21 protein-coding genes are annotated in these 24,977 nt (G+C 53.6%); 10 read left to right on the plus strand and 11 right to left on the minus strand.

The genetic code is table 11. The features are described 5' to 3' along the window. Window positions 1-2 precede the first annotated feature (2 nt). Window positions 3-1,667 carry a urocanate hydratase gene (hutU, locus tag L7A15_RS03685; RefSeq protein WP_237212284.1) on the minus strand — a complete coding sequence of 555 codons (1,665 nt, stop codon included), beginning with the start codon at window positions 1,665-1,667 and terminating at the stop codon, window positions 3-5. 147 nt (window positions 1,668-1,814) lie between these two features. Between hutU and L7A15_RS03690 the strand changes: the two genes are divergently transcribed. Next, a complete protein-coding gene (locus L7A15_RS03690) occupies window positions 1,815-2,564 on the plus strand; it encodes a UTRA domain-containing protein (RefSeq protein ID WP_237208802.1) in 750 nt (249 codons plus the stop codon). Between the two features lie 75 nt (window positions 2,565-2,639). Here L7A15_RS03690 and L7A15_RS03695 read toward each other — a convergent pair whose 3' ends face one another. From L7A15_RS03695 to hisI, 3 genes are all read right to left on the minus strand, one after another. Next, window positions 2,640-3,263 carry a Trp biosynthesis-associated membrane protein gene (locus tag L7A15_RS03695; RefSeq protein WP_237208803.1) on the minus strand — a complete coding sequence of 208 codons (624 nt, stop codon included), beginning with the start codon at window positions 3,261-3,263 and terminating at the stop codon, window positions 2,640-2,642. Next, a complete protein-coding gene (locus L7A15_RS03700; RefSeq protein WP_237208804.1) occupies window positions 3,264-4,832 on the minus strand; it encodes an anthranilate synthase component I in 1,569 nt (522 codons plus the stop codon). A gap of 94 nt (window positions 4,833-4,926) precedes the next feature. Beyond that, window positions 4,927-5,325, minus strand: a complete 399-nt coding sequence (gene hisI / locus L7A15_RS03705; protein ID WP_237208805.1) for a phosphoribosyl-AMP cyclohydrolase — start codon at window positions 5,323-5,325, stop codon at window positions 4,927-4,929. Between the two features lie 177 nt (window positions 5,326-5,502). Between hisI and L7A15_RS03710 the strand changes: the two genes are divergently transcribed. Continuing rightward, on the plus strand, window positions 5,503-6,141 hold the full coding sequence (locus L7A15_RS03710; protein WP_237208806.1) for a TIGR03085 family metal-binding protein: 639 nt from the start codon (window positions 5,503-5,505) through the stop codon (window positions 6,139-6,141). 97 nt (window positions 6,142-6,238) lie between these two features. On the opposite strand, the gene L7A15_RS03715 is transcribed toward L7A15_RS03710, so the two are convergent. Further along, window positions 6,239-6,730, minus strand: a complete 492-nt coding sequence (locus L7A15_RS03715; protein ID WP_237212285.1) for a DUF2087 domain-containing protein — start codon at window positions 6,728-6,730, stop codon at window positions 6,239-6,241. A 479-nt stretch (window positions 6,731-7,209) separates the two neighbouring features. On the opposite strand from L7A15_RS03715, the gene L7A15_RS03720 reads away from it, so the two are divergent. The 8 genes from L7A15_RS03720 to L7A15_RS03755 all read left to right on the plus strand — a co-directional run bounded on the left by L7A15_RS03720 (window position 7,210) and on the right by L7A15_RS03755 (window position 19,721). Continuing rightward, a complete protein-coding gene (locus tag L7A15_RS03720) occupies window positions 7,210-9,201 on the plus strand; it encodes a type I restriction-modification system subunit M (RefSeq protein WP_237212286.1) in 1,992 nt (663 codons plus the stop codon). A 2-nt stretch (window positions 9,202-9,203) separates the two neighbouring features. Then, on the plus strand, window positions 9,204-10,391 hold the full coding sequence (locus L7A15_RS03725; protein ID WP_237212287.1) for a restriction endonuclease subunit S: 1,188 nt from the start codon (window positions 9,204-9,206) through the stop codon (window positions 10,389-10,391). Further along, the gene (locus L7A15_RS03730) at window positions 10,391-11,263 is read left to right on the plus strand and encodes a DUF6602 domain-containing protein (protein WP_237212288.1); all 873 of its coding nucleotides are present in this window, start codon (window positions 10,391-10,393) and stop codon (window positions 11,261-11,263) included. The genes L7A15_RS03725 and L7A15_RS03730 overlap by 1 nt, the downstream gene beginning before the upstream one ends. Further along, a complete protein-coding gene (locus L7A15_RS03735) occupies window positions 11,223-12,857 on the plus strand; it encodes a hypothetical protein (protein WP_237212289.1) in 1,635 nt (544 codons plus the stop codon). The genes L7A15_RS03730 and L7A15_RS03735 overlap by 41 nt, the downstream gene beginning before the upstream one ends. 239 nt (window positions 12,858-13,096) lie before the next feature. Then, window positions 13,097-13,291, plus strand: coding sequence for a hypothetical protein (locus tag L7A15_RS03740; protein ID WP_237212290.1), 195 nt, complete (start codon window positions 13,097-13,099; stop codon window positions 13,289-13,291). Between the two features lie 261 nt (window positions 13,292-13,552). Beyond that, complete coding sequence (locus L7A15_RS03745) at window positions 13,553-15,211, plus strand: hypothetical protein (RefSeq protein WP_237212291.1); 1,659 nt, start codon at window positions 13,553-13,555, stop codon at window positions 15,209-15,211. A gap of 128 nt (window positions 15,212-15,339) precedes the next feature. Then, the gene (locus L7A15_RS03750; RefSeq protein WP_237212292.1) at window positions 15,340-18,486 is read left to right on the plus strand and encodes a type I restriction endonuclease subunit R; all 3,147 of its coding nucleotides are present in this window, start codon (window positions 15,340-15,342) and stop codon (window positions 18,484-18,486) included. 233 nt (window positions 18,487-18,719) lie between these two features. Next, complete coding sequence (locus L7A15_RS03755; RefSeq protein ID WP_237212293.1) at window positions 18,720-19,721, plus strand: Abi family protein; 1,002 nt, start codon at window positions 18,720-18,722, stop codon at window positions 19,719-19,721. 1,005 nt (window positions 19,722-20,726) lie between these two features. Here the strand turns inward: L7A15_RS03755 and hisF are convergent. The 6 genes from hisF to L7A15_RS03785 form a co-directional block, all read right to left on the minus strand. Continuing rightward, window positions 20,727-21,488: an imidazole glycerol phosphate synthase subunit HisF gene (hisF, locus tag L7A15_RS03760; protein WP_185173038.1), complete on the minus strand. Its 762-nt coding sequence runs from the start codon at window positions 21,486-21,488 to the stop codon at window positions 20,727-20,729. Between the two features lie 81 nt (window positions 21,489-21,569). Beyond that, on the minus strand, window positions 21,570-22,415 hold the full coding sequence (hisG, locus tag L7A15_RS03765) for an ATP phosphoribosyltransferase (protein WP_237187619.1): 846 nt from the start codon (window positions 22,413-22,415) through the stop codon (window positions 21,570-21,572). A 25-nt stretch (window positions 22,416-22,440) separates the two neighbouring features. Further along, window positions 22,441-22,704: a phosphoribosyl-ATP diphosphatase gene (locus L7A15_RS03770; RefSeq protein ID WP_135012131.1), complete on the minus strand. Its 264-nt coding sequence runs from the start codon at window positions 22,702-22,704 to the stop codon at window positions 22,441-22,443. 147 nt (window positions 22,705-22,851) lie between these two features. Next, entirely contained in the window at window positions 22,852-23,166 is a 315-nt protein-coding gene (locus L7A15_RS03775) for a helix-turn-helix domain-containing protein (protein ID WP_237201042.1), read from the minus strand. Next, a complete protein-coding gene (locus L7A15_RS03780) occupies window positions 23,153-23,509 on the minus strand; it encodes a type II toxin-antitoxin system RelE/ParE family toxin (RefSeq protein WP_237208311.1) in 357 nt (118 codons plus the stop codon). The genes L7A15_RS03775 and L7A15_RS03780 overlap by 14 nt, the downstream gene beginning before the upstream one ends. 111 nt (window positions 23,510-23,620) lie before the next feature. After that, entirely contained in the window at window positions 23,621-24,733 is a 1,113-nt protein-coding gene (locus L7A15_RS03785; RefSeq protein ID WP_237208312.1) for a thermonuclease family protein, read from the minus strand. Between the last annotated feature and the right edge of the window lie 244 nt (window positions 24,734-24,977).

Consider the following 24,977-nt stretch of genomic DNA (forward strand, 5'->3'; position numbering starts at 1 on the left):
GGCTAACGGTTTTCCTGCATGGGAATCCGCACCCCGCGCTCAGCTGCAACCTGCTGGGCGTACTCGTAGCCGGCGTCCGCGTGGCGAATCACGCCCATGCCGGGGTCGTTGGTCAGCACCCGCTCCAGCTTGGCAGCGGCCAGCTCAGAACCGTCGGCAATGCAGACCTGGCCTGCGTGGATAGAGCGGCCCATGCCCACGCCGCCGCCGTGGTGGATGGATACCCAGGACGCACCCGATGAGGTGTTCACCAGGGCGTTGAGCAGGGGCCAGTCAGCAACGGCGTCGGTGCCGTCCTTCATGCCCTCAGTCTCCCGGTAGGGGGAGGCCACCGAACCGGAATCCAGGTGGTCACGGCCAATGGCGATGGGGGCAGACAGCTCACCGCTTGCTACCATCTCGTTGAACTTGAGCCCAGCCTTGTGGCGCTCGCCGTAGCCCAGCCAGCAGATACGGGCAGGCAGCCCCTCAAAGGCGACCTTCTCACCGGCCATGGTGATCCAGCGCTTCAGGTGCTCGTTCTCGGGGAAGAGCTCGAGAATAGCCTGGTCGGTCTTCTTGATGTCTTCAGGATCGCCAGAGAGGGCGCACCAGCGGAAGGGGCCCAGGCCCTCTTCGAAGAGGGGGCGGATGTAGGCGGGTACGAAGCCGGGGAAGTCAAAGGCACGCTGGTAGCCTGCCTTGCGGGCCTCGTCGCGAATGGAGTTGCCGTAGTCGAAGACCTCAGCCCCGGCGTCCATAAAGCCCACCATGGCCTCAACGTGGGCGGCCATGGCCTCGCGGGAGCGCTTGGTGAAGAGTTCGGGGTCGCGGGCAGCTTCTGCCTTCCAGTCCTCGAAAGCGACCTCGGTGGGCAGGTAGCTGAGCGGGTCGTGGGCGCTGGTCTGGTCGGTGACGATGTCGATGGGGGCCTTGCGGCGCAACAGCTCGGGGAAAATCTCGGCGGCATTGCCGACGACGCCGATGGACAGGGGCTTCTTGGCGTCGCGCGCCTCAATGGCTAGTTCTAGGGCGTGGTCGAGGTCGCGGGCCTTGACGTCCAGGTACTTGTGGTCGATGCGGCGGTCAATGCGGGATTCGTCCACGTCCACGCAGATAGCGACGCCCTCGTTCATGGTCACGGCCAGGGGCTGGGCACCGCCCATACCGCCAAGGCCAGCGGTCAGGGTAATGGTTCCGGCCAGGGTACCGCCAAAGCGCTTGCGGGCAACCGCGCCAAAGGTCTCGTAGGTGCCCTGCAGAATACCCTGGGTGCCAATGTAAATCCAGGAACCTGCGGTCATCTGGCCGTACATCATCAAGCCTTCGGCTTCGAGCTTGCGGAAGTGCTCCCAGTTGGCCCAGTCGCCCACCAGGTTGGAGTTAGCCAGCAGGACGCGCGGGGCCCACTCGTTGGTGCGGAAGACACCCACGGGCTTGCCAGACTGCACCAGCATGGTTTCGTCGTTCTTGAGGGTCTTGAGGGTGGCGACGATAGCGTCAAAGGCCTCCCAGGAGCGGGCAGCGCGGCCGGTGCCGCCGTAGACCACCAGGTTATCGGGGTGTTCGGCTACCTCGGGGTCGAGGTTGTTCATGAGCATACGCAGGGCACCTTCCTGCTGCCAGCCAAGGGTGTTGAGTTCGGGGCCGCGAGGGGCGCGGACGGGGCGGGGGCCGCTGGTGGTCATGTCTACTCCTTTGTGCATGATGGTCTGCTTTGCCCAGCTTCTGGTTCTTTACTTTTTCCCCGGCCGCTAGGGGCGGTACAGTGTAAAGATGAAGAGGGTCACACCCCCATCATCTTGTATATACAACCACTTGTCAATGGAGTCGGCGTGTCAAAATTAGAAGCCCTGACAGCTCAATACCTCAAGGAACGGGCCTCAGACCTCCCTGCCTACCTCACCCTCAAGCGGGCCCTGACCGACTTCATCGCCGCTGGCTCCTGGCAACCGGGTGAGCCTGTCCCGTCCGAAAACGAGCTGGCCAGCGCCCTGCACCTGTCCCGCATGACCGTCAACCGGGCCGTCCGCGAGCTCACCCACGACGGGCTTCTCACCAGGACGCGCGGGGTCGGCACCTTCGTTGCCGACGGCAAGAAAACCTCCTCCCTGCTGGAGGTCCGCAACATTGCCGATGAAATCACCGAACGCGGCAGTGCCCACTCCAGTATCGTGCGGAGTGTCGAGGTGATTGGTAGTGCCAGCGCCCCTGCCTGGGTCAGCCGGGAGCTGGGGGCTGAGATGGGCCGCAGCCTGATTGTTCACCTGGACGACGGCACCCCCATCCAGTTGGAGGAACGGTATGTGAACCTTACTGTGGCCCCCCACTACCCCACCCAGGACTTCGCCACCATCACCCCTAACGCCTACCTCAATTCGTGTGCCCCTATTACCCGGGGAACCCACAGCGTTGAGGCTGTGCTACCCACCGGCGCCCAGGCGTCCGACCTGCACATCTCCCCCACCGCCCCCTGCCTGCGCCTGCAACGAAGCACCTGGTCAGGCGACACCCTGGTTAGCCAGGTGCGCCTGCTCCACCCGGGGGCCAGCAGCAGGCTAGAAGGGTCTTTCACCCTGCACTAGCCACCCTCCCTTTAAGCACATAAGAACCCCCTTGATCGCTCAAGGGGGTTCTCTTACACGGACGACGGGCCGGGTTTAGGCGGTTGGGTCCTGCCCCTCGCTCAGGGCGTCCCAGGCGTCGATTTCGTCCGGCGCGTCGGCTGAGGCCAGGCGGGCGGTGCGGGCCGCTGACCGGTCGTACTTGCGGCCGGTCTTCCAGTAGGAGGTTGCCACCAGGGCCCAGACACCCGCCAGAGCAACCAGCACACCAGCAGCTGCCGCCAGCAGGGGCAAGGCTGTCAGCTCATAGGCCTGGGCCGGGGCATTAGTGCCGGTGATAGCACTGACCTGGGCTATAGAAGCAGCCTGCGGGTCAGCATTCACACCAAAGGCCGCAACCGCAAGCCCTAAGCCAGCACCTGCCAGCAGCAGGGCCAGGATCTTCCGCAGCTTTGGGCCTGCAATACGCACCGCTACCGAGGCCACCAGGGCCACCAGGGCCAGGGCTGAAACGGCCGGGGCTGCGTCCGCCCCAGAAATATCGAGGGTCGAGGTGGAGACGACGGTGGTCACCTCAGCCCGGATCCACACAGGCAGGGTGGTGAAAAAGGCTGCCGCAGAAACGGCTAGGGAGCCCAGCATGACGCGGGCGGGTTTGGCCCAGCCTGGCACGGGGCGGGTGGCGGTGCTGGCCTCAGCAGCGGCCTGATTCTGACCCATTTAGTCCATCACCTCGGTGGACAGGGGCGCCAGGCCCGAGGCGGTGAGCACGGCACGCAGGGGGGCCGCAGCCTTATTGACGGTTTCCTGGGCTTCAGAGACGGGCACCGAGTCCATGACGATACCGGCACCTGCCTGCACGTAGCCCCGTCCGCTCTTGAGCACGGCGGTGCGGATAGCAATGGCCATATCCATGTTGCCCGCAAAGTCGAAGTAGCCACATACCCCGCCGTAAATGCCGCGCGCGCTGATCTCGTACTCGTCCAGCAGCTGCATGGCGCGGGGCTTGGGTGCCCCGGAGAGGGTGCCTGCGGGGAAGGCCACGCGCAGCACGTCGTAGGCGTTCATGCCCTCAGCCAGCTGAGCTGTGACCTCTGAGGAGATGTGCATGATGTGGCTGAAGCGTTCGATTTCCATGAACTGGGTGACACTGACGGAGCCGGGTACGGCGATTCGGGAGAGGTCGTTGCGGGCTAGGTCGATGAGCATGAGGTGCTCGGAGCGTTCCTTCTCGTCGGCAAGCAGCTCTTCGGCCAGGGCCAGGTCTTCGTCGCGGGTGGCGCCGCGCGGGCGGGAGCCGGCGATGGGGTGGGTGGTGGCGGTGCCGTCCTTGAGGGTGACCAGGGCTTCTGGGGAGGAGCCGACGATCTGGAAGGGTTCGCCGTCTTCGGTGGATTCGAAGTTGAAGAGGTACATATAGGGCGAGGGGTTGGTTTGGCGCAGGACGCGGTAGACGTCCAGGGCGCTGGCCCGGTTTTCTACTTCGAAGCGGCGGGAGAGCACGATTTGGAAGACGTCGCCGTCGATGATGTTTTTCTTGGATTTGTCGATGGCGTCGAGGAAGCCCTGTTCGTCCCAGGTGTGGGTGACTCCGGCGATTTTTTGGTCGATGGTTGCGGTGCCGGTGAGGGTGGATACGCTGTCGGGGGCGGGTTGGGCGAGTTTGTCCATCATGGCGTAGACGCGGGAGAGGGCGTCGGCGTAGGCGGCGTCGACGTTGTCGTCGGTGCCGTTGAAGTTGATGGCGTTTGCGATGAGGGTGACGGTGCCGTCGGCGTTGTCGTGCACGGCCATGTCAGAGACGATGTTGAGGGCGAATTCGGGGAGGTTGACGTCGTCGGCTGGGCCGCCGGGTAGTTTTTCCCAGTGGCGGACGACGTCCCAGCCCATGTAGCCGACCAGGCCGCTGGTGAGCGGGGGTAGGCCTGCCAGGGGCTTGGTGTGGAGCATTTCGAGGGTTTCCCGGATAGCTTCAACGGGGTCACCTTCGGTGGGGGCACCGGCTGGGGTGAGGCCCTGCCAGATGAGACTGCCGTCCTTGGTGGTGAGGGTTGAGCGGCTGGAGGCCCCGATAAAGGAGTAGCGGGACCACTGCTTTTGCTCATTGGCTGATTCCAGCAGGAAGGTGCCGGGGGCTGGTGCCCCGTCGGCACAGACCAGGGAGCGGTAGATGCCGATGGGGGTCATGGCGTCGGCAAGCACTTTGACGCGCACGGGAATGACCCGATCGGTGGTGGCGAGCTGGCGGAACTCCTCAAGGGTGGGCTCGATAATTCCTAGGTCCTGCATTGGTTTCCTCTGGTGGGTGTGGGGCTGGGTTCGGTGGGCGGGGCTGGCTGGTTGGGTGAGGACGGCCGGGCGGCTGGGCCTGGGGCTCTTCCGGCTAGGAGCCGGGTCGGGTTCCTACCTGGGCTGGTAGTTGACCTCCGGCTTGGAAACAGGTGGTGGTGCCGGTGTGGCAGGCTGCTCCGACCTGGTCTACTTCCAGCAGGAGGGCGTCGCCGTCGCAGTCCATGCTGACGCTTTTGACGTACTGGTAGTGGCCGCTGGTGTCGCCCTTGCGCCAGTATTCCTGGCGGGAGCGGGACCAGAAGGTGACCCGCCCTTCGGTGAGGGTGCGGCGCAGGGCTTCGTCGTTCATCCAGCCGAGCATGAGCACATCTCGGGTGTCGTACTGCTGGATGATAGCGGCAAAGAGGCCGTTTTCATCGCGCTTGAGGCGGGCGGCAATATCGGCGGGCAGGGTTGCGCTTTCGGTGGCGGCTGAGGCTGGTGTAGTCACCTTTCCATCCTAGCTGATGGTGACCCGGGGGCTGGGGGCGGTAGTCTCACCATCTGGCTATGTGCTGGGGCAGCCGTCGAGGGGGGGGGGACAAAAATCTTGGGGCTGACCACTCCCTGCTGGTCGGTGCTGGCAGCACCTGCTTTCGGGCCTGTCACCAGGACTAGACTGGGAGCTATGACCTCTTCAGCCCTTGTTACCTCCGAACGCACCGCTCTCGTGCAGGCTCTTGCTGACGCCGGGCCGTCCGCCCCTACCCTCTGTGAGGGCTGGGAAACCCGCCACCTGGCAGCCCACCTGCTGTTGCGCGAGTCCAAGCCCACCCTGGCAGCCGGGGTCATGGGCGGCCCGCTGGGAGCCCGCACCGAGCAAGCCACCAACCAACTGGCCGACGAACTGGCCGGCCTGCGCCGCTACGAGAAGGCCCTGCGCGACTTTGAGGCCCTGCCGGGCTACCTGCACATGCACTCGCTTTTGCCCGGCCTGGATGAGGCCATGAACCTGATTGAGTATTTTGTGCATACCGAGGACGTCCGCCGCGCCTCACCGGCTGACGGTGAGGCGCTGACCCCGCGCGTCCTGGCTGAGGGTGTGCAGGAGAAGATGTGGAAGGCTCTGCAGGCCCGTGCCCGGGTGATGGTCGGGAGGAAGTACCCGCAGGGGCTGGTGTTGGAAGCCCCGGGCTACTCCCCCGCTGTTCACACTGTGCTCGCTCCGCCTGCTGGCCGGGTGGCAACCGTGCTCACCGGCGAGCCGGGCGAACTATTGCTCTACCTGTTCGGGCGTGAGGCTGCGGCCCGGGTTGAGGTGGGCTAGTAGCCAGTTTCTGTGCCCAGCCCTAAGTAGGGACCAGAAAACTCCCGATAGTATGTGTGCACCACAAGGATTTCGGGAGGAATCTGGTCCCTAGTTGTTAAATAGCCTCTGCGGTCAGGTAACCCGGCAGCCACATCGCTTCCCAGGCCGGAGCTTCGGCAGCCAGCACGGTACCTGCCCGGTCAGGAGCCCGGGTCGCCAGGCAATAGGTGGATGCGTCAGCGGTTCGCACCAGGTAACCGTACTCGACCATTTCCCGACGCATAAAGGCATAGTCCTGCCAGAGGGCGGCCAGAATCTCGTTGACCTGTTTCTCGCTGTAGGTGCGACCCGGCTCAAAATAGGTCACGAGGTGCAGCAGCAGGTGGGCGCGGGTGCGGCGCTTGGAGGGCCAGGAGGTCAGGCGTCCGCCCTGCAGAAAACGGTCAACGACTGTGCGGTGTTCTGCGTAGGCTTGTTCGCGGGGATCGGTGAGGACGTCGGTCGTCGGCTTGGTCTCGAGGAGGGCTGCTCGGGCGGTGGTGTAGTTCTCACCGGTTTCTTCCATGCGGGCGCGCACGAGCTTTTTGAAGTTTGATTGGGCAGTCACGGGTATCGACTTTCTTCGCACTCTAGCTGCGGTATCAATCGACGGTTCGGTGGTGCCTACCCCGGTCTTGGAATGCCGGTGCAACCCGAGAATTCTCTTCCCTTCGCGCTGATGGCCTGCTTGCTAGAGTCACAGGGGCAATGCGCTGGGCGGTGGGTGACGCCTCACACCTTTATATCACAGTTGCTCCCGAATGTAACCGAAAATGCCATCTGCGTGTTCTTTGACCGCGCAGGTGGCATTTTTCATTTCCTTCAAGAAGCGGACGGACGCTCTCCCCGGCTTGGCGAGGCCCCTCCCCTTGCCTGGCAGGAGCTCTTGAACCTTCTGACGTTCAGTAGGCTAGACACAAGTGCTGCACGTCATCTTCCCTGCCGATTGCTTGGGTATTATTAGTTTTCATCAGGGTAAAAGCTCTGCCCCTGGTGGTTCGGGCTTTTATCTGTGAGTCTTTGTTCTGCCAACCATGAGGGGCTTGTGTGTCTTCTTTGAACTATTCTCAGTTCATTTGGAATGTGGCTGATGTGTTGCGCGGTACCTATAAGCAGCATCAGTACGGTCAGATTATTTTGCCTTTCACGGTGTTGGCGCGTCTTGATGCGGTGCTTGAGCCGACTAAGCAGGCTGTTCTAGAGGCAACAGAGGGCTATGTGCTCGATACGATTCCTCCAGCGATGCTTTCTGCCCGCGCGGGTCACGATTACAGTTTCTATAACCTCTCCCAGCACAACCTCAAGACCGTGGCTAATGACCCCGATACGCTTGAGCAGAACCTGCGTTCTTACATTAACCAGTTCAGTGAGAACGTGCGCGATATTTTTGAGAAGTATAAGTTCGAAGACACTATCGCAGACCTGGCCGCCCAGAACCTGCTCTATCAGGTGATTCAGCATTTCTCGCGGGTGAACCTGCACCCAGAGAATGTGAGCAATGAGCAGATGGGCAACATCTTCGAAGAGCTCATTCGTAAGTTCGCTGAGGCTTCGAACGAGACTGCCGGTGAGCACTTCACCCCGCGTGAAGTCATTGAGCTGATGGTTAACCTGCTGCTGGCTGATGATGAAGATTTGCGCACTGATTATATTGCCCGGTCGGTCTATGATCCCACAGCTGGTACCGGCGGTATGCTGTCGGTGGCTGACGATAAGATTCACCAGCTGAACCCCACCGCCGATGTGAGCCTGCTGGGCCAGGAGCTCAACCCCGAGTCGTATGCGATTTGTAAGGCGGACATGGTGGTTAAGGGCCAGGACGTTGATAACATTGCCCTGGGTAATACCCTGACTGACCCGGCCTTTGAGAACCGCACCTTCCATTACGGGCTGAGCAACCCGCCTTTTGGTGTGGACTGGAAGGGCGCTAAGGCTGTGGTTGAGGCTGAGCATAAGAACCAAGGTTTTGCGGGCCGGTTTGGTGCTGGCCTGCCCCGGGTTTCTGACGGCTCGCTGCTCTTCTTGCAGCACCTGATTTCTAAGCTCAATGAACCAACGGTTGCGAGCAATGGCGTTGCCCAGGTGGGCGGCCGCGGGGCTATTGTTTTGAATGGCTCTCCCCTCTTTACGGGTGGCGCGGGCTCTGGTGAGTCCAATATTCGTAAGTGGGTTTTGGACCAGGACTACCTTGAGGCAATTATTGGCCTGCCCACTGACATGTTCTATAACACCGGTATTTCTACCTATATTTGGGTGCTGAATAAGCAGAAGAAGGCTGAGCGTAAGGGTAAGGTTCAGCTGATTGACGCGACGAATATGTTTGAGAAGATGCGTAAGTCGGTGGGGTCTAAGAGGAAGCGCCTGAGTGAGGAGCAGATCGCTGAGATTACCCGCCTCTACGCTGCTTTTGATACTGCCGATGATAAGCGGTCTAAGGTTTTTGATCGTGAAGAGTTTATGTATCGCACGATTACGGTGGAGCGCCCTTTGCGGTTGAATTGGGGTTTTACTGCTGAGCGGGTGGAGCGTTTGTTGGCTTCTAAGGAGTTTGGCAAGCTCAAGTTGGCTGAGGGTGAGGACGCCGCTGTGCGGGTTTCTCTTGCTTCTTTGGTTGAGAGCGAGGCGGGTGCCGTTGGTGGTGATGTGACTGGTGTGAAGGCTGAGCTGTTGCAGGTGTTTGCGGACGCCGGTGCCCTGGTGAAGCCTGCGGCTTTGGCTAAGCTGGTGGATGAGTTAGCTGAGCGCGATGAATCCGCCGAGGTGGTAATGAAGGCTAAGAAGCCGGTGGCTGACACTACCCTGCGCGATACTGAGAATGTGCCATGGGGCGAGGATATTCACGAGTACTTGGAGCGCGAGGTCAAACCTTTTGTGCCCGACGCCTGGATTGATGAGTCTAAGACTAAAGAGGGCGCGGAGATTCCTTTTACCCGCCACTTCTACGAGTACGTGCCGCCGCGCTCCCTGGAGGAGATCAACCGCGACCTCAACGAGGTGCTGGGACGAATCAAGAAGAGGCTGGAAGAGGTGCAGGCATAATTATGGGGCGTTCTCTTCCACTATGGCCGTTCCTGCAGGAAGTCGATATACGCGCAGGTAAATTAGCAGAAAACCTTCCCTTGCTTTCAGTCTCTCAAACAAGAGGTGTTGTAAGATTCTCAGAGATTTTTGATAAAGAACCACGTGCTGAGAACCTGAGCAATTACAAGCTTGTAGAACCTGAAGATTTGGTTATTAACCGCATGTCGGCGGATAAAGGTGCATTGGGAATTGCATCTGAAAGAGGTATTGCTAGCCCAGATTACATGGTGCTCAGAAGCAAGGGCGAAGTCTCACCTAAATATATCGCCTACTTGTTGAAAAGTGATTTTGGTTTATCTGAAATTAAAAAAATACTACGTGGCATTGGCACTGGTGACACCAACACAGTAAGAACTCCTCGTATATCAAGACACGAATTGCTCCACATTAAATGGCCCAATATCCCAGTTCTTGAAGATCAAAAAAGAATTGCAGATGAGCTTGACCGTGAACTGGCGGAGATTGATGAGTTCATCGCCGACCAGCAAAGGCTTCTTGAACTGGCTACCGAGAAGTTCAATGCTGAACTACGTCAGCTAACGTATCCCGCCAATACTCCCACTGTTCCTTTGAAACGGTTTGCTCAGATTACGTTGGGTAAGATGATTACACCTTCAGACAAAGGCGGCATGGAGTTGGCGCCCTATATCAGGGCGGCCAATATCCAGCCTGGCGGTGTTTTCACCTACCAGTCGGACCAAAAGACAATGTGGTTTTCTTCTGACGAGTTAGCTTACTTGGATTTAAAAAAGGATGATGTTCTGGTCGTTGAGGGAGGAGCTGGCTTTGGCCGGAGCGCTGTCCTCACAGAAGATTTACCCGGCTGGAGTTTCCAGAATTCTATTAACCGAGTGCGCGTCAATAAGGAGTTAGCTGATCAAAATTTCATTAACTTCTGCCTTCAAGCACAATTGATTTTTGGTGAATTAAACTATTTAACCAACCAATCAACAATTCCACATTTAACAGCTGAAAAGTTATCTTTTATCAACGTGCCAGATATTAATTTAGTTTCTCAACTAAAAATATCAAAAATTTTGCTCAAGAAAAAAGGAGGTCTTACACAAATTCAAGAAGATATCAACAAATCTGTTCATTACGTGCGTGAATTTAGAAAATCATTAATCGATTTTGGGAGTAATAAATAATGTCGGAAAAATATTTGAACATAGATGCGCTTAAATTATCATACTCATACGAGGTTTCAAATTTAATTAACAAAAGTAGATTATTTCGAGAATTAATTCCAAATTCAGACACAGAACCCAATCAATCCGGCCACCCAGGAGAAGAGGGCAGATGGACTGAATCACTATTGGCAGATTTTCTTCGAAAAAATTTGCCACCAAATTTAAAAGTTTCAACTGGTTTTATTATTAACCCCCAATCCAATAGCAGATCTTACCAAATAGATATTTTAATTTACGATCCGTCTATCGCTCCGCCGTTATTCGAATACGGCGACGGAGTTATTGTACATCCAGCTTCAGTAGCAGCTGCAATTTCAACCAAATATAAAATCACCAGAAAGAATATTAAATATGAAATAGAACAGCTTTCTGAAATCGGTGCTTTATGTAAAGATTACCACGTGAAGGGTCCGTATCTATGTTTATTTGGATATAACCTTGAATATTATCCTTACGAGAATAAGAAATGGATAAAAAATTTAAATTTCTACTCTAATATAGTTCGTGACTATTACTCAAGTGGAAATTGTAAAAATATGAACGAGGTAATTGATTCAATAATTTCATTAGACGGATCTATAATTCACTTGAGTAAAGGAAAGCCTGAAAACTGCAGAAATCAAGTAAAAATATTAAATATTGGAATTAATTGGGGGAATGCACAGGTTGCTGGTAGATTTGGTGATGAGTATTTACTATTATCTGAAATGATTGAAGGGATTTTAAAATTCAATAAGTATCAAAATAAGATAACTTGGCCTATCCCAGCAGCAAATAAATACAGACCTAATGGGAAATTTAAAACAACTGCTTTTCACGGGAAAATTTAATATTATGAACTGGAATAAAATTAATCCAAATCTACTATTCAACGTATTAGAGCAACAAAACTATTCACATCTTGATTTTGCATCGCCTGGCGTAAAAAACGCTAGAGATGAATCATATCGTCATTTTAAAAATGGTACGTTTTACGATTTTCAAAATGCACGAGATTTTGTTACTAAAAAAAATAATGATGTTATAGATAAAATGATGGATGTGTTAAATACCATTTCTCCGCTATCATCTACTTGGTTGCTGTTTGGCGAACGTAGCGATTTTGAACTCCCGCAAGGCGGTGAATTAATTTCTCGTTCTCGACCAGCTTGGATTATTGGAGTTTTTGCACAGGGCATTGACGAATCAAAAGAACTTGCATTTAGATTTTATAATCTATATCAGCAATGGCATGCAAATACTATTGCGCTCTGGCAAATAAGTAGTTTACATAATAAAAATAGAATTAATGATAATTTAGTTGTTTCTAGAATACTAGAGTGCGCTACGAGACTTAGATGGATATCAGATTTAACAACGCTCGAAATCGGATTTTGGGTTGATCAGAATTTACCTGAATTGAAATCTGTCTGGGGATCTTCGATGATGTCCCAAATTAATCATAATATTGAGAATTTATTAAAGAGCCGCACTTCAGAAGATTTTAAATTTTCACAACTTGCATTGAAGAATTTAAATATTGATTTCATTGATAGTTTGACAGTAAAAAATAGAGAACTGAATCACAACAGTTTGCTCCAGGCTCTTGAATCTGAAGATTGCGCAAAATATCCGATTGTCAAAGTGGGTGATAATTATTTGATTCTGAATACAACAGATTGGATGTTTGATAGAGAGCATTCCATCATCTTTCATTTGATGTCCAAGCTGCCGTCACATCTTGCCGGAAAAATGCTTGAAGACATAACTAAAAGAATTCTTTCAAAAGTTGGACCCACTGATATACGTTGGCAATCTAGCGTTAACTATATGGATATTGAAAATGGCAACTTGGAAATCGATGTAATTGGAAAATCAACTAAATATTGTTTTATTGGTGAGTGTAAATCTTCATATGATCCAAATAATAAATACAGTATTGATGCAAGCTATGACCAAAAAATTATCACTAAAGCTTCAGAGCAATTAGAGAAAAGAATTAAAGCTTTCGAAAATCCTGACAATCAAGGGAAGACATTCCGCGAAGGCAACGTCTTTGGTTTTATAGTAACTATATCAAGCTATGCTGGAGCTATTTGGGATTATTCCAGAAATCCGAAAGCATTATCTATATTTCCATTAAAAATGCTGATACTATGCTGTAGTATATTTCACACCTCAAAAGATATGCAAAAGTACCTAAATTGGAGATCCTCCCTCCTCTCCATCAGATTTAAAAACAGCGATGAACTCGAACTTATTATTGCATTTATCAATAATCAATTGGATATTCCTTCAAAAGTTGTCAACAGTAACATTGCTCTTATGCGTGCATATGAAATTACTGATAGCCTGCGCCTCTTAGGGATACCGCAAAATTTAAAAATTAAGGATAATAAATCAAAATGGAGAAAGTTATTAAATGACAACTCCCATCCACTTTAATATTTTATATTTAGTAAGATTTGATGAACACTCTCTTCTGTCTATCTATTTTATGGCAGTATCACCCAGGTATCATCAACATTTTATTTGCCAAGCTAATACGTTCTTCAAAAAAATTTGACTATGCAATTTACAAAGGTAGTTTCATCAGCTATTTTTCGCCTTTAAAAATACCGGATTCGCCACCGGAACCTTAAACTAGGTACTATCATGCTTTCGCGATAGGTCAGGAGCCTCCCATGCCCCGCACCCACCTCGAACGTCCTCTTCAGCAAGACATCTGTGCCTACCTGGCCGCTCACGGGTGGGTGCACTCCCCCAACTCCGCAGGCTACGACGCCAGGCGCGCCCTCTACCCCGCCGACGTCCTCACCTGGCTACAAACCAGCGACCCCAAAAACTACCATGCCGCCCTAACCCAAACTAGCGCATAGACTCCGCAGCCCATACCTTCAGCTGATCGGCTCGTCACCAAACTCAGAGCTCCCGAAGTATCAAGGCAATGGAAACCCTCAACGCCTGGCTTGAAGGCTAAAAATGCTTCAGAGGATCAGGGCAAATCAATATATAAACGATAACCTCCGTACTGCTATTATTAGTGTTATACACCATTTTAATATTTTGAGAAAAATCATAAATATTATAAAAGTAAACACATTGCAGTTATTGACAATCAGACCAAAAAAGGACAAACATTGATTTCTTCCGAAAAAGCTGCCCTGTTAGCTATTCTCCGTTCCGAGCGTATCGCTGTATTCCTACAGTTTATCTCTAGCACTTCAAAGACAAAGGAAGAATACAACCAAGCAAAGGATTTTGTTCGCGAAACAGCTAAGAACATCGAAAGCAAATACGGTAACATAATTCATCCTGAAATTTTTACCATCATCAACACACCGGAAGGTTCAGACTTGCTTCGAGAACTAGATAGTTTTCAAGAGAACCTTGCCCAAGAACTCATTAATTACATCAACATAAAACATCGTGAACAGCATCTACGTAAGCTCAAAATTAAATCTCATAAAGAATACCTAGCAGCCTTACCCGAAATCACTGAAGACGAAATATACGAAGCCCTTGTAGAGGGTTTAATCGTAAACTGCCTAGATGTCACAGGCAACAACTTACCTATCCGCTCAGATGAAAACTACACCGGCGCGTTCATGGATACTCCAATTGCAACCGCCAAAATCAGCGCAGAAACCCTAGCCACAGCAATCAGCAAAGCATGTAACGGTGGAGCTGAAATTGAGGTTAACCCCAAAGGACTCCGTCTACATCAGGTAATGGTCGTAGGTGCTCTCGATCTAAACTGGTTAGAATGCCCCTTCCCACTTGGTTTTGAAGGATGCAGTTTTACATCATGGCTATCGCTCGACTACCTCAAAGTTCCTTGGATTTCATTCGAGTACTGTGACTTTACCTGCCATGGTGGTTACTCGGATGGTAAAGCAGGCGCGATCAACGCCACTGGAATCCAGGTAGAGTATGATTTCAGGCTCTTAGACAATCAGGGACTCGGCCAACTTTTCCTGCCTGATTCCTCAATTGGTATTTTCTGCCCAAGAGACCAAGATGAAACTGCAACTGATTTCGGAAGAAATTATGAAGAGAGCTCAGCACATGATTCAGATATGCGTGTAGTGTTTGAAGAAGCAACATTTAAAAAACTTTATCTCTCTTTAGAAAGTAAAAACTATTTCAAATTAGGAAATAAAGCTGGTCATTATCAAATTGAAGCTATCAAATTAACCAACGAAGATGGTCAAAAACCCAAAGAAACTGCTAAAAAAGTTGTAGACTGGCTCTTTAGAGACAATGAAGGAAAGACTTATGATATCAATGGTTCTGTAGCCAAAGAGTTTGAGGACGCTCTTTATCGTTCTGGCTATCAGGAATTATCTAAAGAATTCGGTATTAGAATTTCAGATTTAATTAGTAAGACAGAAGGCCCAAAAGGAATTGTGAAACGTATCTTCCTCGGATACACTGTGCGCTACTTCTACGAGAACACCCGAGCATTGCGCTTCATCCTTGCTCTATGGGCTATTGCCTGGACTTTCATGCTCACCATCTCCTTGGTAGCTCCCGAAACTCTCACTGCTTCACCATTGGCAAACGAATACGAATATCAAGAGCGATGGGTACAGTCAATTCTTGATGCGGCTGGTTGGTCGTTACTGTATTCGATGGACCTAGTATTCTCGCCACTTTCACTTGGCCAAACTGAAAGTTTCTGGTCCAGCGTACCTATCATCAACATCTTTTTTGCCATCATCAAGGGCATAAGCTTGTTGCTCATGGGTCTGTTTCTCACCGGTGTAACCCACATAACCGACAAAAACTCAAAATAAAAGAACCGCAGAGGACTGAGAACAATGTTTTCAGTCCTCTGCTGTCAAAAACAACCATCTGCATCTAGTACTTCTAAACTTGTTGAACGACAGTTTTACCTAGCCCCTCAGGTCAGGAGTCCCGCCCCATGCCCCGCGCCCACCTTGAACGTCCTCTCCAGCAAGACATCTGCGCCTACTTGGCCGCTCACGGGTGGGTGCACTCACCCAACTCCGCAGGCTACGACGCCAGGCGCGCCCTCTACCCCGCCGACGTCCTCACCTGGCTACAAACCAGCGACCCTAAAAACTACGCCACCCTCATCAAACCCGGCACAGACCCCACCACCCAGCAAGCCCAAGAAAACCGTCTGCTCGACCGGCTCGTCACCAAACTCTCAGCCCCCGAAGAACAAGGCGGCGGAACCCTCAACGTCCTGCGCAAAGGCTTCAGTGTACCCGGCGCACGCCGCCCCTTCCAGTTACTGGCTTACCCACCCCAAGACAACCGCAACCCCGACCTCACCGCCCTCTACCACAAGAACATCCTGCGCGTCGTTGAAGAGGTCTACTACAACCCAGCCAGCGATAAAGCCCGCATCGACCTCGTCCTCTTCATCAACGGCCTCCCCGTAGCCACCATCGAACTCAAAAGCGAATACACCCAAACCCTGCAAGAGGCCATCAAGCAGTACCGCACCGACCGCGACCCCAAAACCTCACCCCTACTCCAAGAACACCGTGGCGCCCTGGTGCACTTCGCCCTCTCCCAAGACGAAATCGCCATGACCACCAAACTGGCAGGCAGCGCCACCAGCTTCCTCCCCTTCAACCGTGGAGCAAACGGCGGGGCAGGCAACCCCATCATCGACGGCAAACTCGCCACCAGCTACTTCTGGGAAGAAATCCTCGAACCCAACACCTGGATCACCATCCTCACCAAATTCATCTACACCAACCACCAAAAAATCACCGACCCCCTCACCGGCAAAACCACCCACAAGAGCCACATCAGATTCCCCCGCTACCACCAGTGGCGGGCCGTCACCAAACTCGTCCAAGCAGCCCGCACCGAAGGCGCAGGGCACAAATACCTGGTGCAACACTCAGCAGGCTCCGGCAAAACCGACTCCATCGCCTGGACGGCTCACCGGCTCTCCAACCTGCACACCCCAGAGGGCGAGCGCGTCTTCGACTCCGTGATCGTCATCGCCGACCGGCAGGTGCTCGACCAGCAGCTGCAGGACGCCATCGACCAGCTGGTCACCACCGCCGGAACCTTCCAGCCCATCACCCGCGGCAGTGGGGACTCCAAATCTAAGCAGCTGGTTGAAGCCCTAACCACCGGTGTGCCCATCATCGGCGTTACCCTACAAACCTTCCCCTTTGCCCTGGCAGAAATGACCAAGGAAGGCGGCCAGCTCGCCGGTAAGCACTTTGCGATTATTGCCGACGAAGCCCACTCCTCCCAGTCAGGCAAGGCAACCGACTCTATTAAGGAAATGCTCAACACCGAGATTGACGCCGGTATTGAAGAGTCAGACCCCGAAGCCGACCAGGTTGCCCTCACCAAGATGGCCCAGCGGGTCGTCGGTGAGGGCCACCAAGTCTCCTTCTTTGCCTTTACCGCCACTCCCAAAGCCAAAACCCTGGAGGTCTTTGGCCGCCGGGCCGACGGCAGCGGCCCCCACCAGCCCTTCGACCTCTACCCCATGAAGCAGGCCATTGAAGAGGGCTTCATTCTTGATGTGCTCAAGAACTACACCACCTACCAGATGGCCGCCAAAATCGCCCAGAAGAACGAGGACAGCGGGGCCGATGAAGAAATCGACATCCGCAAGGGCACCAAGAGCCTCATCAACTTTGTGGAGCTGCACCCCACCAATGTTGCTTCCAAGGTTGCGGTAATCCTTGAGCACTTTGAGGGCCGGGTCAAGCAGGAGCTGGGCGGAAAAGCCAAAGCCATGGTGGTGACGTCCTCCCGGGCAGCTGCCGTGCGCTACCAGCGGGCCTTTGAAAAAGCTATCGCCGAAAAAGCCCTGCCCCTGAAGACGCTGGTTGCTTTCTCCGGTGAACTGCCCGACCCCGACCTTGAGGTAGTACCCGGGGTTGATACCCCCATCGTGACCGAAGCGTCCATGAACCCAGAGCTCAAGGGCAGGAACCTAGCTGAGGTCTTCAACCAAGACGGCCAGCACATTCTAATCGTGGCCAACAAGTACCAGACAGGCTTCGACCAGCCCCTCCTGGTTGCCATGTATGTGGATAAGAAGCTCTCGGGAATCACCGCCGTGCAGACCCTCTCCCGCCTCAACCGCCGGGCTGACGGCAAAGAGAACACCTACATTCTGGACTTCGTCAACGACCCCGAACAGATTCGCGCCGCCTTCGCCGAGTACTACGAGGACGCCCGCATCGAGACCGAATCAGACCTCGACCTGGTTGCCAAGCAGGTAGACAAGCTAGAGGCAGCAGGTATCTACAACCGGGCCGATGTGGAACAGTTCTGGGAAAAGTGGGTCACCCCCGGTGCCCGGCAGGCCACCTTTGACTCCCTGATTTCTATCCCCGTGCAGCGGTTTGTCACCCGCTGGAAGGCGGCGAGCGAGGGGCTTGATGGTTCTGCTGATAGGGCCGCCCTTGAGGCCCTGTTGGAGTTCCGCTCAACCCTGGCCCAATATGTGAAGTCCTACGCCTTCTTCTCACAAATCTTCAACTTCGGCGACCCCTACTACGAGAAGCTCTCAGCCTTCGCCGACCTGCTCTCGCGCAAGCTGCGCCGCTTTACCCTCGATGAAGTATCACCTGAGGTCGTGAACGTGGACGACATCGTCCTCACCCACTACCGCCTGGAAAAGTTGCGGGAAGAGGAAGACTTGAAGCTCTCGTCCTCCCAGGCGGCTGGTCTGCAGGGCATGACGGAGGCCGGCCTTGCCAGCATTCAGGAGCGCGAGCGCAAGGCCCGTTCTGAGCTGATTGAGAAGATTAATAAGTACTTCCACGGCCTGGACTTGAGCGACGAGCACCAGGTGGGCTTTGCGACCACCTTTGTGGCTGAGGCGGCCAAGGACGCCGGGCTCAAGCAAAGCGCCATGGCCAACACCAAGGTGGACTTCTACCATTCGAAGAATGTGCGCGTTGGCCTGGCGAATAAGCTCTGGGACTACAGCTCAGACACGGCAGACCTGATTGACCATGTGCGCACCATGCCCGCCGACCAGTTCGTGGCCTTCATGCGCGAAATGGGCCTCTACGAGCTACTGCGGGGCGAGAAGGTGGAGGAGCTGACTCTGTAAAAAGGGACTACCATAGCGATCTTTGTATGCTGGTATAACTCCAACCAACGAATCGAAGTAGGCTATAACCTTTTTAGAAATTGTTACGCAGTTTGGAATCAAGTTCCTCCCAGCATTCAAAAGCAACATCGCATGTGGTAGGGTAAAGGTATCAGACACCGCCCACCTCTGTTACATGGAACCTCAAAGTTCTGCATGTATCATGTGGCGGTTTTCATTTTAAGTAGGTGCTTATGGCTGAAAAAGGGTTCCTAGACCACCCAGATCTCATCAACAGACTTGAGCAGCTGGGAATGCAAATCGACGATAAGACTAAAGCTGAAGCAGAGCTCAGAAGACTCGGCTACCACCGCACGAGCGGCTACAGGTATCCATTTAGAAAACTTCGAGAGCCCCTCACCGATGATCTCACCAAACGTAGAGAGTTCCGCCATGATGAGTTTGAAGCTGGCTCAAGGTTCGAAGACTCTATAGCGTTAGCAGATTTCGACACCAAGCTACGTGCCGTCATTTTGACCGGTATCTTTGATTTAGAAGTAAGACTAAGAACTGCTATCGCCCATGTCATCGCAAAGAAAAATCCAAAAGGTCATCTTGATACTTCATGCCTAGATACTAATCGATGTCGTGAACTTACTTCTTCTCGAGATAAAATAACCAAGTTTGAGGCTTGGAAAGCTCAGTACGAGAGCGCTAAAAAATCCAAAAATAATGACGATTTCATAGCGCACCATACGCTTGTCTACAAGACAGAAATTCCTGTGTGGGCAGCACTAGAAATTGTGTCCTTTGGAACCCTAATTCACTTTTATCTTTTGATGAAGGTAGAAGACCAAAATGATGTGGCAAGAAAGTTTGGGGTTCGACAAGGCACCAAGTTTGGCTCCTGGCTACTTGCAATCATGGACTTAAGAAACGACTGCGCTCATGGTGCTAGAGTTTTCAATAAGAGCATGAAAAGGAATGTGTCTGTTCATCAAAACTCTTACTTCAAAAAATATTTACAGCATATAGATAAGGAACTCCCTGCCGACAAAATATACATGCCGTGTGTCTTACTCGCCCATATGCTTAGATGCCATGAATCTGGTACTAACTGGCACAATACGTTCAAAACGCAGGTTAAAAAGTTACCCCAAATATATCTGCAAGAATTATCTGAACCGCTTATTACTGCCGAACGTAACATGGGTTTTCCTGGCAACTGGCAAGAATTAGAAATCTGGAATAACTAATATTCCACATGGGCCTCTACGAGCTGCTGCGAGGCGAGAAGGTGGAGGAGATGAGCCACTAGATTCGTATTCTAGGGGAAGCCAGAACAAGGTAAACGGCTGTGGCGTTCTCCCTTTCCTCTTCACAGAAAAGAATAGGAGCGATAGGCTGAACGGCAGTGAAGAAATATAATATTTCTAGGATAGGAGGGCAGGGAATGGCTATCAGCGCTGTGAGTTCTGCGATGTATAGAGCAGTCAGTAAAGCTAAAACGGTACTAAAGACCAGTAGCAAAACTACAACTCTTCGCTCACACACCGAACATACGCATGGCACAGATGGGCTAACAGACGCAAAACGGAGTCTTTACGCTCTGCAGGCAAAGTCTCTGCACAACAGCCTACCCATCAAAGACCTCGAAAAAGCATTTAGCCGTCTAGCTACAGAGAAACACTAAAGCCCTTTAAGTTTTATTTTCGAAATTTGGCTGGCAGAGGTAAGGCAAGCCAGGCGCACAGCGAAGCTGTTGGCTCGATGAAGTGAGCGGGTGCGAGCGCGCGAGCACACAAGAGCGAACGGAATCCGCCGCAAGGCGGGGCGTGAGGGTCAGGCTTACGCCTATTCCGCCCGCAGATTTATTTCCTCGCGCGCTCGGAATCTGCTGGGCTCCATCCAGCGTGAGCCTGGTGCGCCTTACTTGTCTTTCCCTACCGTACTTCGTACCCCGCCGATTGGATTACTAGATCAGTCCTATAGTGCGTTTATGTAGGCTCAAAGGAATCTTGAGAACACTTCGAAGTTAAACTTGTACATCCGATGTACAAAATTTTGTACATCGGATGTACAAGTTGTTAAAAGTACTAGGTGGTTTAGCTAGTTCACCAAGGGAGCTCAGCACTGCCTTCATCTAAAGGCTCAAGCCGAGCTTGCACAATGCTCTCATATACTTCAGGGATCAAACTAAGGTAAAGAGTTTCCTGAGTTGCTAACCAATCATCTTCGGTAGTCATCATCAAGATGCTTTCCTACCGTACTTCGTATCCCGCCGCCCGGATTGCGTCCTTCACTTCCCCGATGCTGACCTCGCCAAAGTGGAAGATAGAAGCTGCGAGGACGGCGTCCGCGCCTGCTTCGATGGCGGGCGGGAAGTGCTCGGCGGCACCCGCGCCCCCCGAAGCAATCAGGGGTACAGTGACGACAGAGCGCACCGCGCGAATCATGGGCAGGTCAAACCCGGCCTTGGTGCCGTCGGCGTCAATGGAGTTCAGCAGGATCTCACCCACGCCGCGCTCCTGGGCCTCAGCAACCCATTCAAGCAGGTCAAGCCCGGTAGATGTGCGTCCACCGTGGGTAGTCACCTCATAGCCGGACGGGGTAGCGTCCGACTTCTTGGCATCCGCCGAGAGCACCAGCACCTGGGAGCCAAACCGCTCGGTAATCTCATTGATCACCTCGGGCCGGGCAATAGCCGCAGTATTGATAGAGGCCTTATCGGCGCCAGTGCGTAGCAGGCGGTCAACGTCCTCAGCGGTGCGCACTCCCCCGCCCACGGTCAGCGGGATAAAAACCTGCTCAGCGGTCGAGGACACCACATCAAAGGTGGTCTGACGGTCAGACGATGAAGCGGTGACGTCCAGGAAGGTCAGCTCGTCGGCCCCCTCAGCGTTGTAGCGCTTGGCGAGTTCTACCGGGTCGCCAGCGTCGCGCAGGCCCTCAAACTTGACGCCCTTGACCACGCGGCCGGCGTCCACGTCCAGGCAGGGAATAACTCGAATTGCGACGCCCACGGCTCGCTCCTTTCAAGGGTCAGTAAAACCGCCAGCGCCCCGGCCCCTAAAGGTGAGGGGCAGGACGCTGGCGGGTAGGTTTTAGAGGCGGGCTGCCTGAATGGCGGTGACCAGAATACCGCGCCCGCCGATTTCGTAGAGGGAATCCATGACCTTATTGGCTGCCTTGCGCGGCACCATGGAGCGCACCGCAACCCAGCCCTCCCGCGAGAGTGGTGAGATGGTGGGGGCTTCCAGGCCGGGGGTAAGTTCCTTAGCCGCGCCCAGGTTGGCCTCGGCAATGTTGTAGTCAATCATGACGTACTGGCGGGCAATCAGCACACCCTGCAGGCGGCGTTGCAGGCGCTCAAGCCCGGCGTGGTCCTCAACACCGGGACGCTTAATGAGCAGGGCCTCGGAACGCATGATCGGGTCGCCAAAGGGTTCCAAACCAGCTGCCCGCATGGTGTTGCCGGTTTCCACGACGTCGGCGATGGCGTCCGCAACGCCCAGGCGAATCGAAGACTCAATGGCCCCGTCCAGGCGCACCACCGACGCATTGATACCGGAGCGTTCCAGGTAATCGGTCAGCAGGCGCTTGTAGCTGGTGGCAATGCGCTTACCCTCAAGCTGGGCGGGGTCGGTGAAGGCCCCTGCCGGGCCAGCCAGGCGGAAGGTGGAGCGGGCGAAATCGAGGGAGAGGGCCTCTTCGGCGTGGGTTCCGGCGTCCAGTAGGAGGTCGCGGCCGGTGATACCGACGTCCAGGGTACCTTCGCCGACGTAGACGGCAATGTCACGCGGGCGCAGGTAGAAGAACTCCACCTCGTTTTCCTGGTCGACGAGCACAAGTTCGCGGGAGTCGCGGCGCTGGAGGTAACCTGCTTCGGTGAGCATGGTGACGGCAGCCTGAGACAGCATGCCCTTATTGGGGACTGCAACACGCAGCATAAGTATTTTTCCTTTGCAGTGGGGTTTAGAGGTACTTGTAGATATCTTCGGGAGTCAGTCCCTTGGCGATCATCATGCACTGCAAATGGTAAATCAGTTGTGAAGCCTCTTCTGCGAATTCGGCATCTGACTGGAATTCGGCGGCCATCCACACTTCGGCTGCTTCTTCGACGATTTTTTTGCCGATGAAGTGGACGCCCTTGTCGAGTTCGGCGACGGTTCCGGAGCCCTCGGGGCGGGTTTCGGCCTTTTCGGCCAGTTCTGCGAATAGGGTTTCAAAGTTCTTCACGGTTTCTAGAGTACCGCTCTTTGAAGCTGCGGCGTTACCGGGCAGGTGGAGATTTCATCTTTCGGTCATGCCCGCTTATTTTTCCGGCAAGGACGCGCCCGCCCTCCTACCCCAAGCCAGGGCAGGAGGGCGGGCGTCGGGGCCTACTTACCGGGTGCTGTAGATTGTGTGGCTCGTACCCACCGGAAAACTAGCCGAAACAGTAAGTTCTGCTCCAAGTGCTGTGATGTATTTGTGGAGGGTTTTGAGACTCACGCTCCCAATGTCTCCCTTTTCCATTTGGGAAATTCTTTTTTGGGAGACACCGATTTTTTCAGCCAGATCGGTCTGCGTCATTCCTAGATCTTTACGCAGTTTTTGCAGTTGGTATACATGGGCTTCAGCATGCATGACATCAACCAGGCCTTGTAATTCCTGGGAATCAACCGGTCGCATTTGTTTCAGTTCTTCAAGCGTTGTCACGGCGCTTCCTTAGGTATTCTTCGTAACGTTTCTCAGCAAGGGGGATGTTCTGTTTGTACCATTTGGTCCATTGGCCGGTTTTGTCACCAGCTACCAACAGAATTGCTTGTTGTTCTGGGTCAAAGATAAATAGAATTCTAATATTTTTTGCATGTCCTCGGGGCCTCAATTCTTTGAGGTTGTGTAGAGACGAACCGGTAATGCGATCAATAAAGGGCCTGCCACCAGGAGGCCCTACAGACCCAAGATATTCAAGAGCTGCAAGCACATGAAGATACTCTTGGCTAGGCAGTTCCATGAGCCAGTCTTGAACTAAACTCACTTCAACCGTCCACCCTTGCATACCACTAGAGTACTACAAATATGTTCTATTGCATAGATGAAGACAAAGAATAGCCCTCCTACCCCAAGCCAGGGCAGGAGGGCGGGCGTCGGCTTTCTGCCGAGGTGCTACTTATCGGTTAGGGCAGGGAGTCCAGCTCTTCCCACCGGGAGCGTAACACCGGGGGCCAGTGTAACCAGGGTAGGGGTTGGGTTCCGGCTCAGGTGCAGGCGCAGGGGCCGGCGGTGGGGCAGGCTGGTTCTGGCCAGGTGCCGGATTAGGGACGGGCGCAGGGGCAGGTACAGGAGCTGGGGCAGGTGCAGGCGGCTGGTTTAGCTGGGCTTGACGTTGACGTTCAGCCTCAGCAGCCTGCTCGGCAGCAATCCGGTCTGCTTCAGCCTGGGCCGCAGCTGCCTGTTCAGCAGCTACTCGTTCAGCTTCAGCTTGAGCGGCCCTTTCTGTTTCTAGCCTCTGAGCTTCGGCAGCTTCAGCAGCCTTGCGCTCCTCTTCGGCTTTCTTGGCTTCGTCTTCTTTCACCGCTGAGTTGTAGGGTTCCCGGTGCTTTTCGATGGTGTCTGAAAGGAGGCTCATCATCTTGATACCCCCGGCAGAGGCCATCAGGTTAGCGATGTAGTCTATATCAGCAAGGTTGTTAAGGGTATTGAGGAGTTCTTCGGCTACCTCGAAAGCCTCAATAAAGGCTTCCGGGGAGGCCGGGTTTTCGATGGCATCTACAGCTGTGAGGACAGCACTTTGGATGGAGCAGTTGTTGCCCAGGTCAAATAGGCCTCGGTTCTGAGCTTCAGCTTCTTCTTGGGCCTTGAGGATTTGGGGGTAGAACTTTTCGTTGGGGGCAATTTTGATCGCGTTCCCCAGCCCCTCGCGGGCGATAGCCTCGTTGACGAAGGTTCCATCCTCTTTATACACTCCAGCGAGCAAGCGGTCATATCCGTCCGTTTTTTCTTGGTCGAATTCGAGGGTGACGGGTGTTCCTTCAGGAAGCATATCAGTGAGGAACTGGCTAGCTTCAGGGCCTAAACACTCCACAATTTGATTGGGGTGTTTGGTTTCTGGGGTGTCGATATTGAGGAGGCGGACGGTGGCGTCCTTCCCCTGGTATTCAACCTCAATGGTATCGCCGTCGATAACCCTCTTGACGGTAGCGGTGTCGCCACCTCCACAGGAGGTAAGGGCAAGTGAAGCAAGAAGCACCATCCCTACGGTGCGAGCAAAATGTGCCTTCATGTGTGTCTTTCAATTCTGAGCTTTTCAGCTGGTGTCGACTCTGACCCGATTAGCTTATAAAAATCGTCGGGATGTCTGCTGAAAATCACCCTGTATGACAAGACGTGAATTGAAGTCACCGCTGTGAAGTGTTCAGGTCTTTATGTCGACATGATGTCAAAAACTCCTTCACCCAACGTCATAGAAGCTGAGCAAAGGAGTTTCTGACCGGTATGCAATCTAGGGTTTTAGAGCCCGCGCAGAG

Source organism: Rothia nasimurium, assembly GCF_928391935.1.
In the GTDB taxonomy this organism is placed as follows: Bacteria; Actinomycetota; Actinomycetes; order Actinomycetales; family Micrococcaceae; genus Rothia; species Rothia nasimurium_D.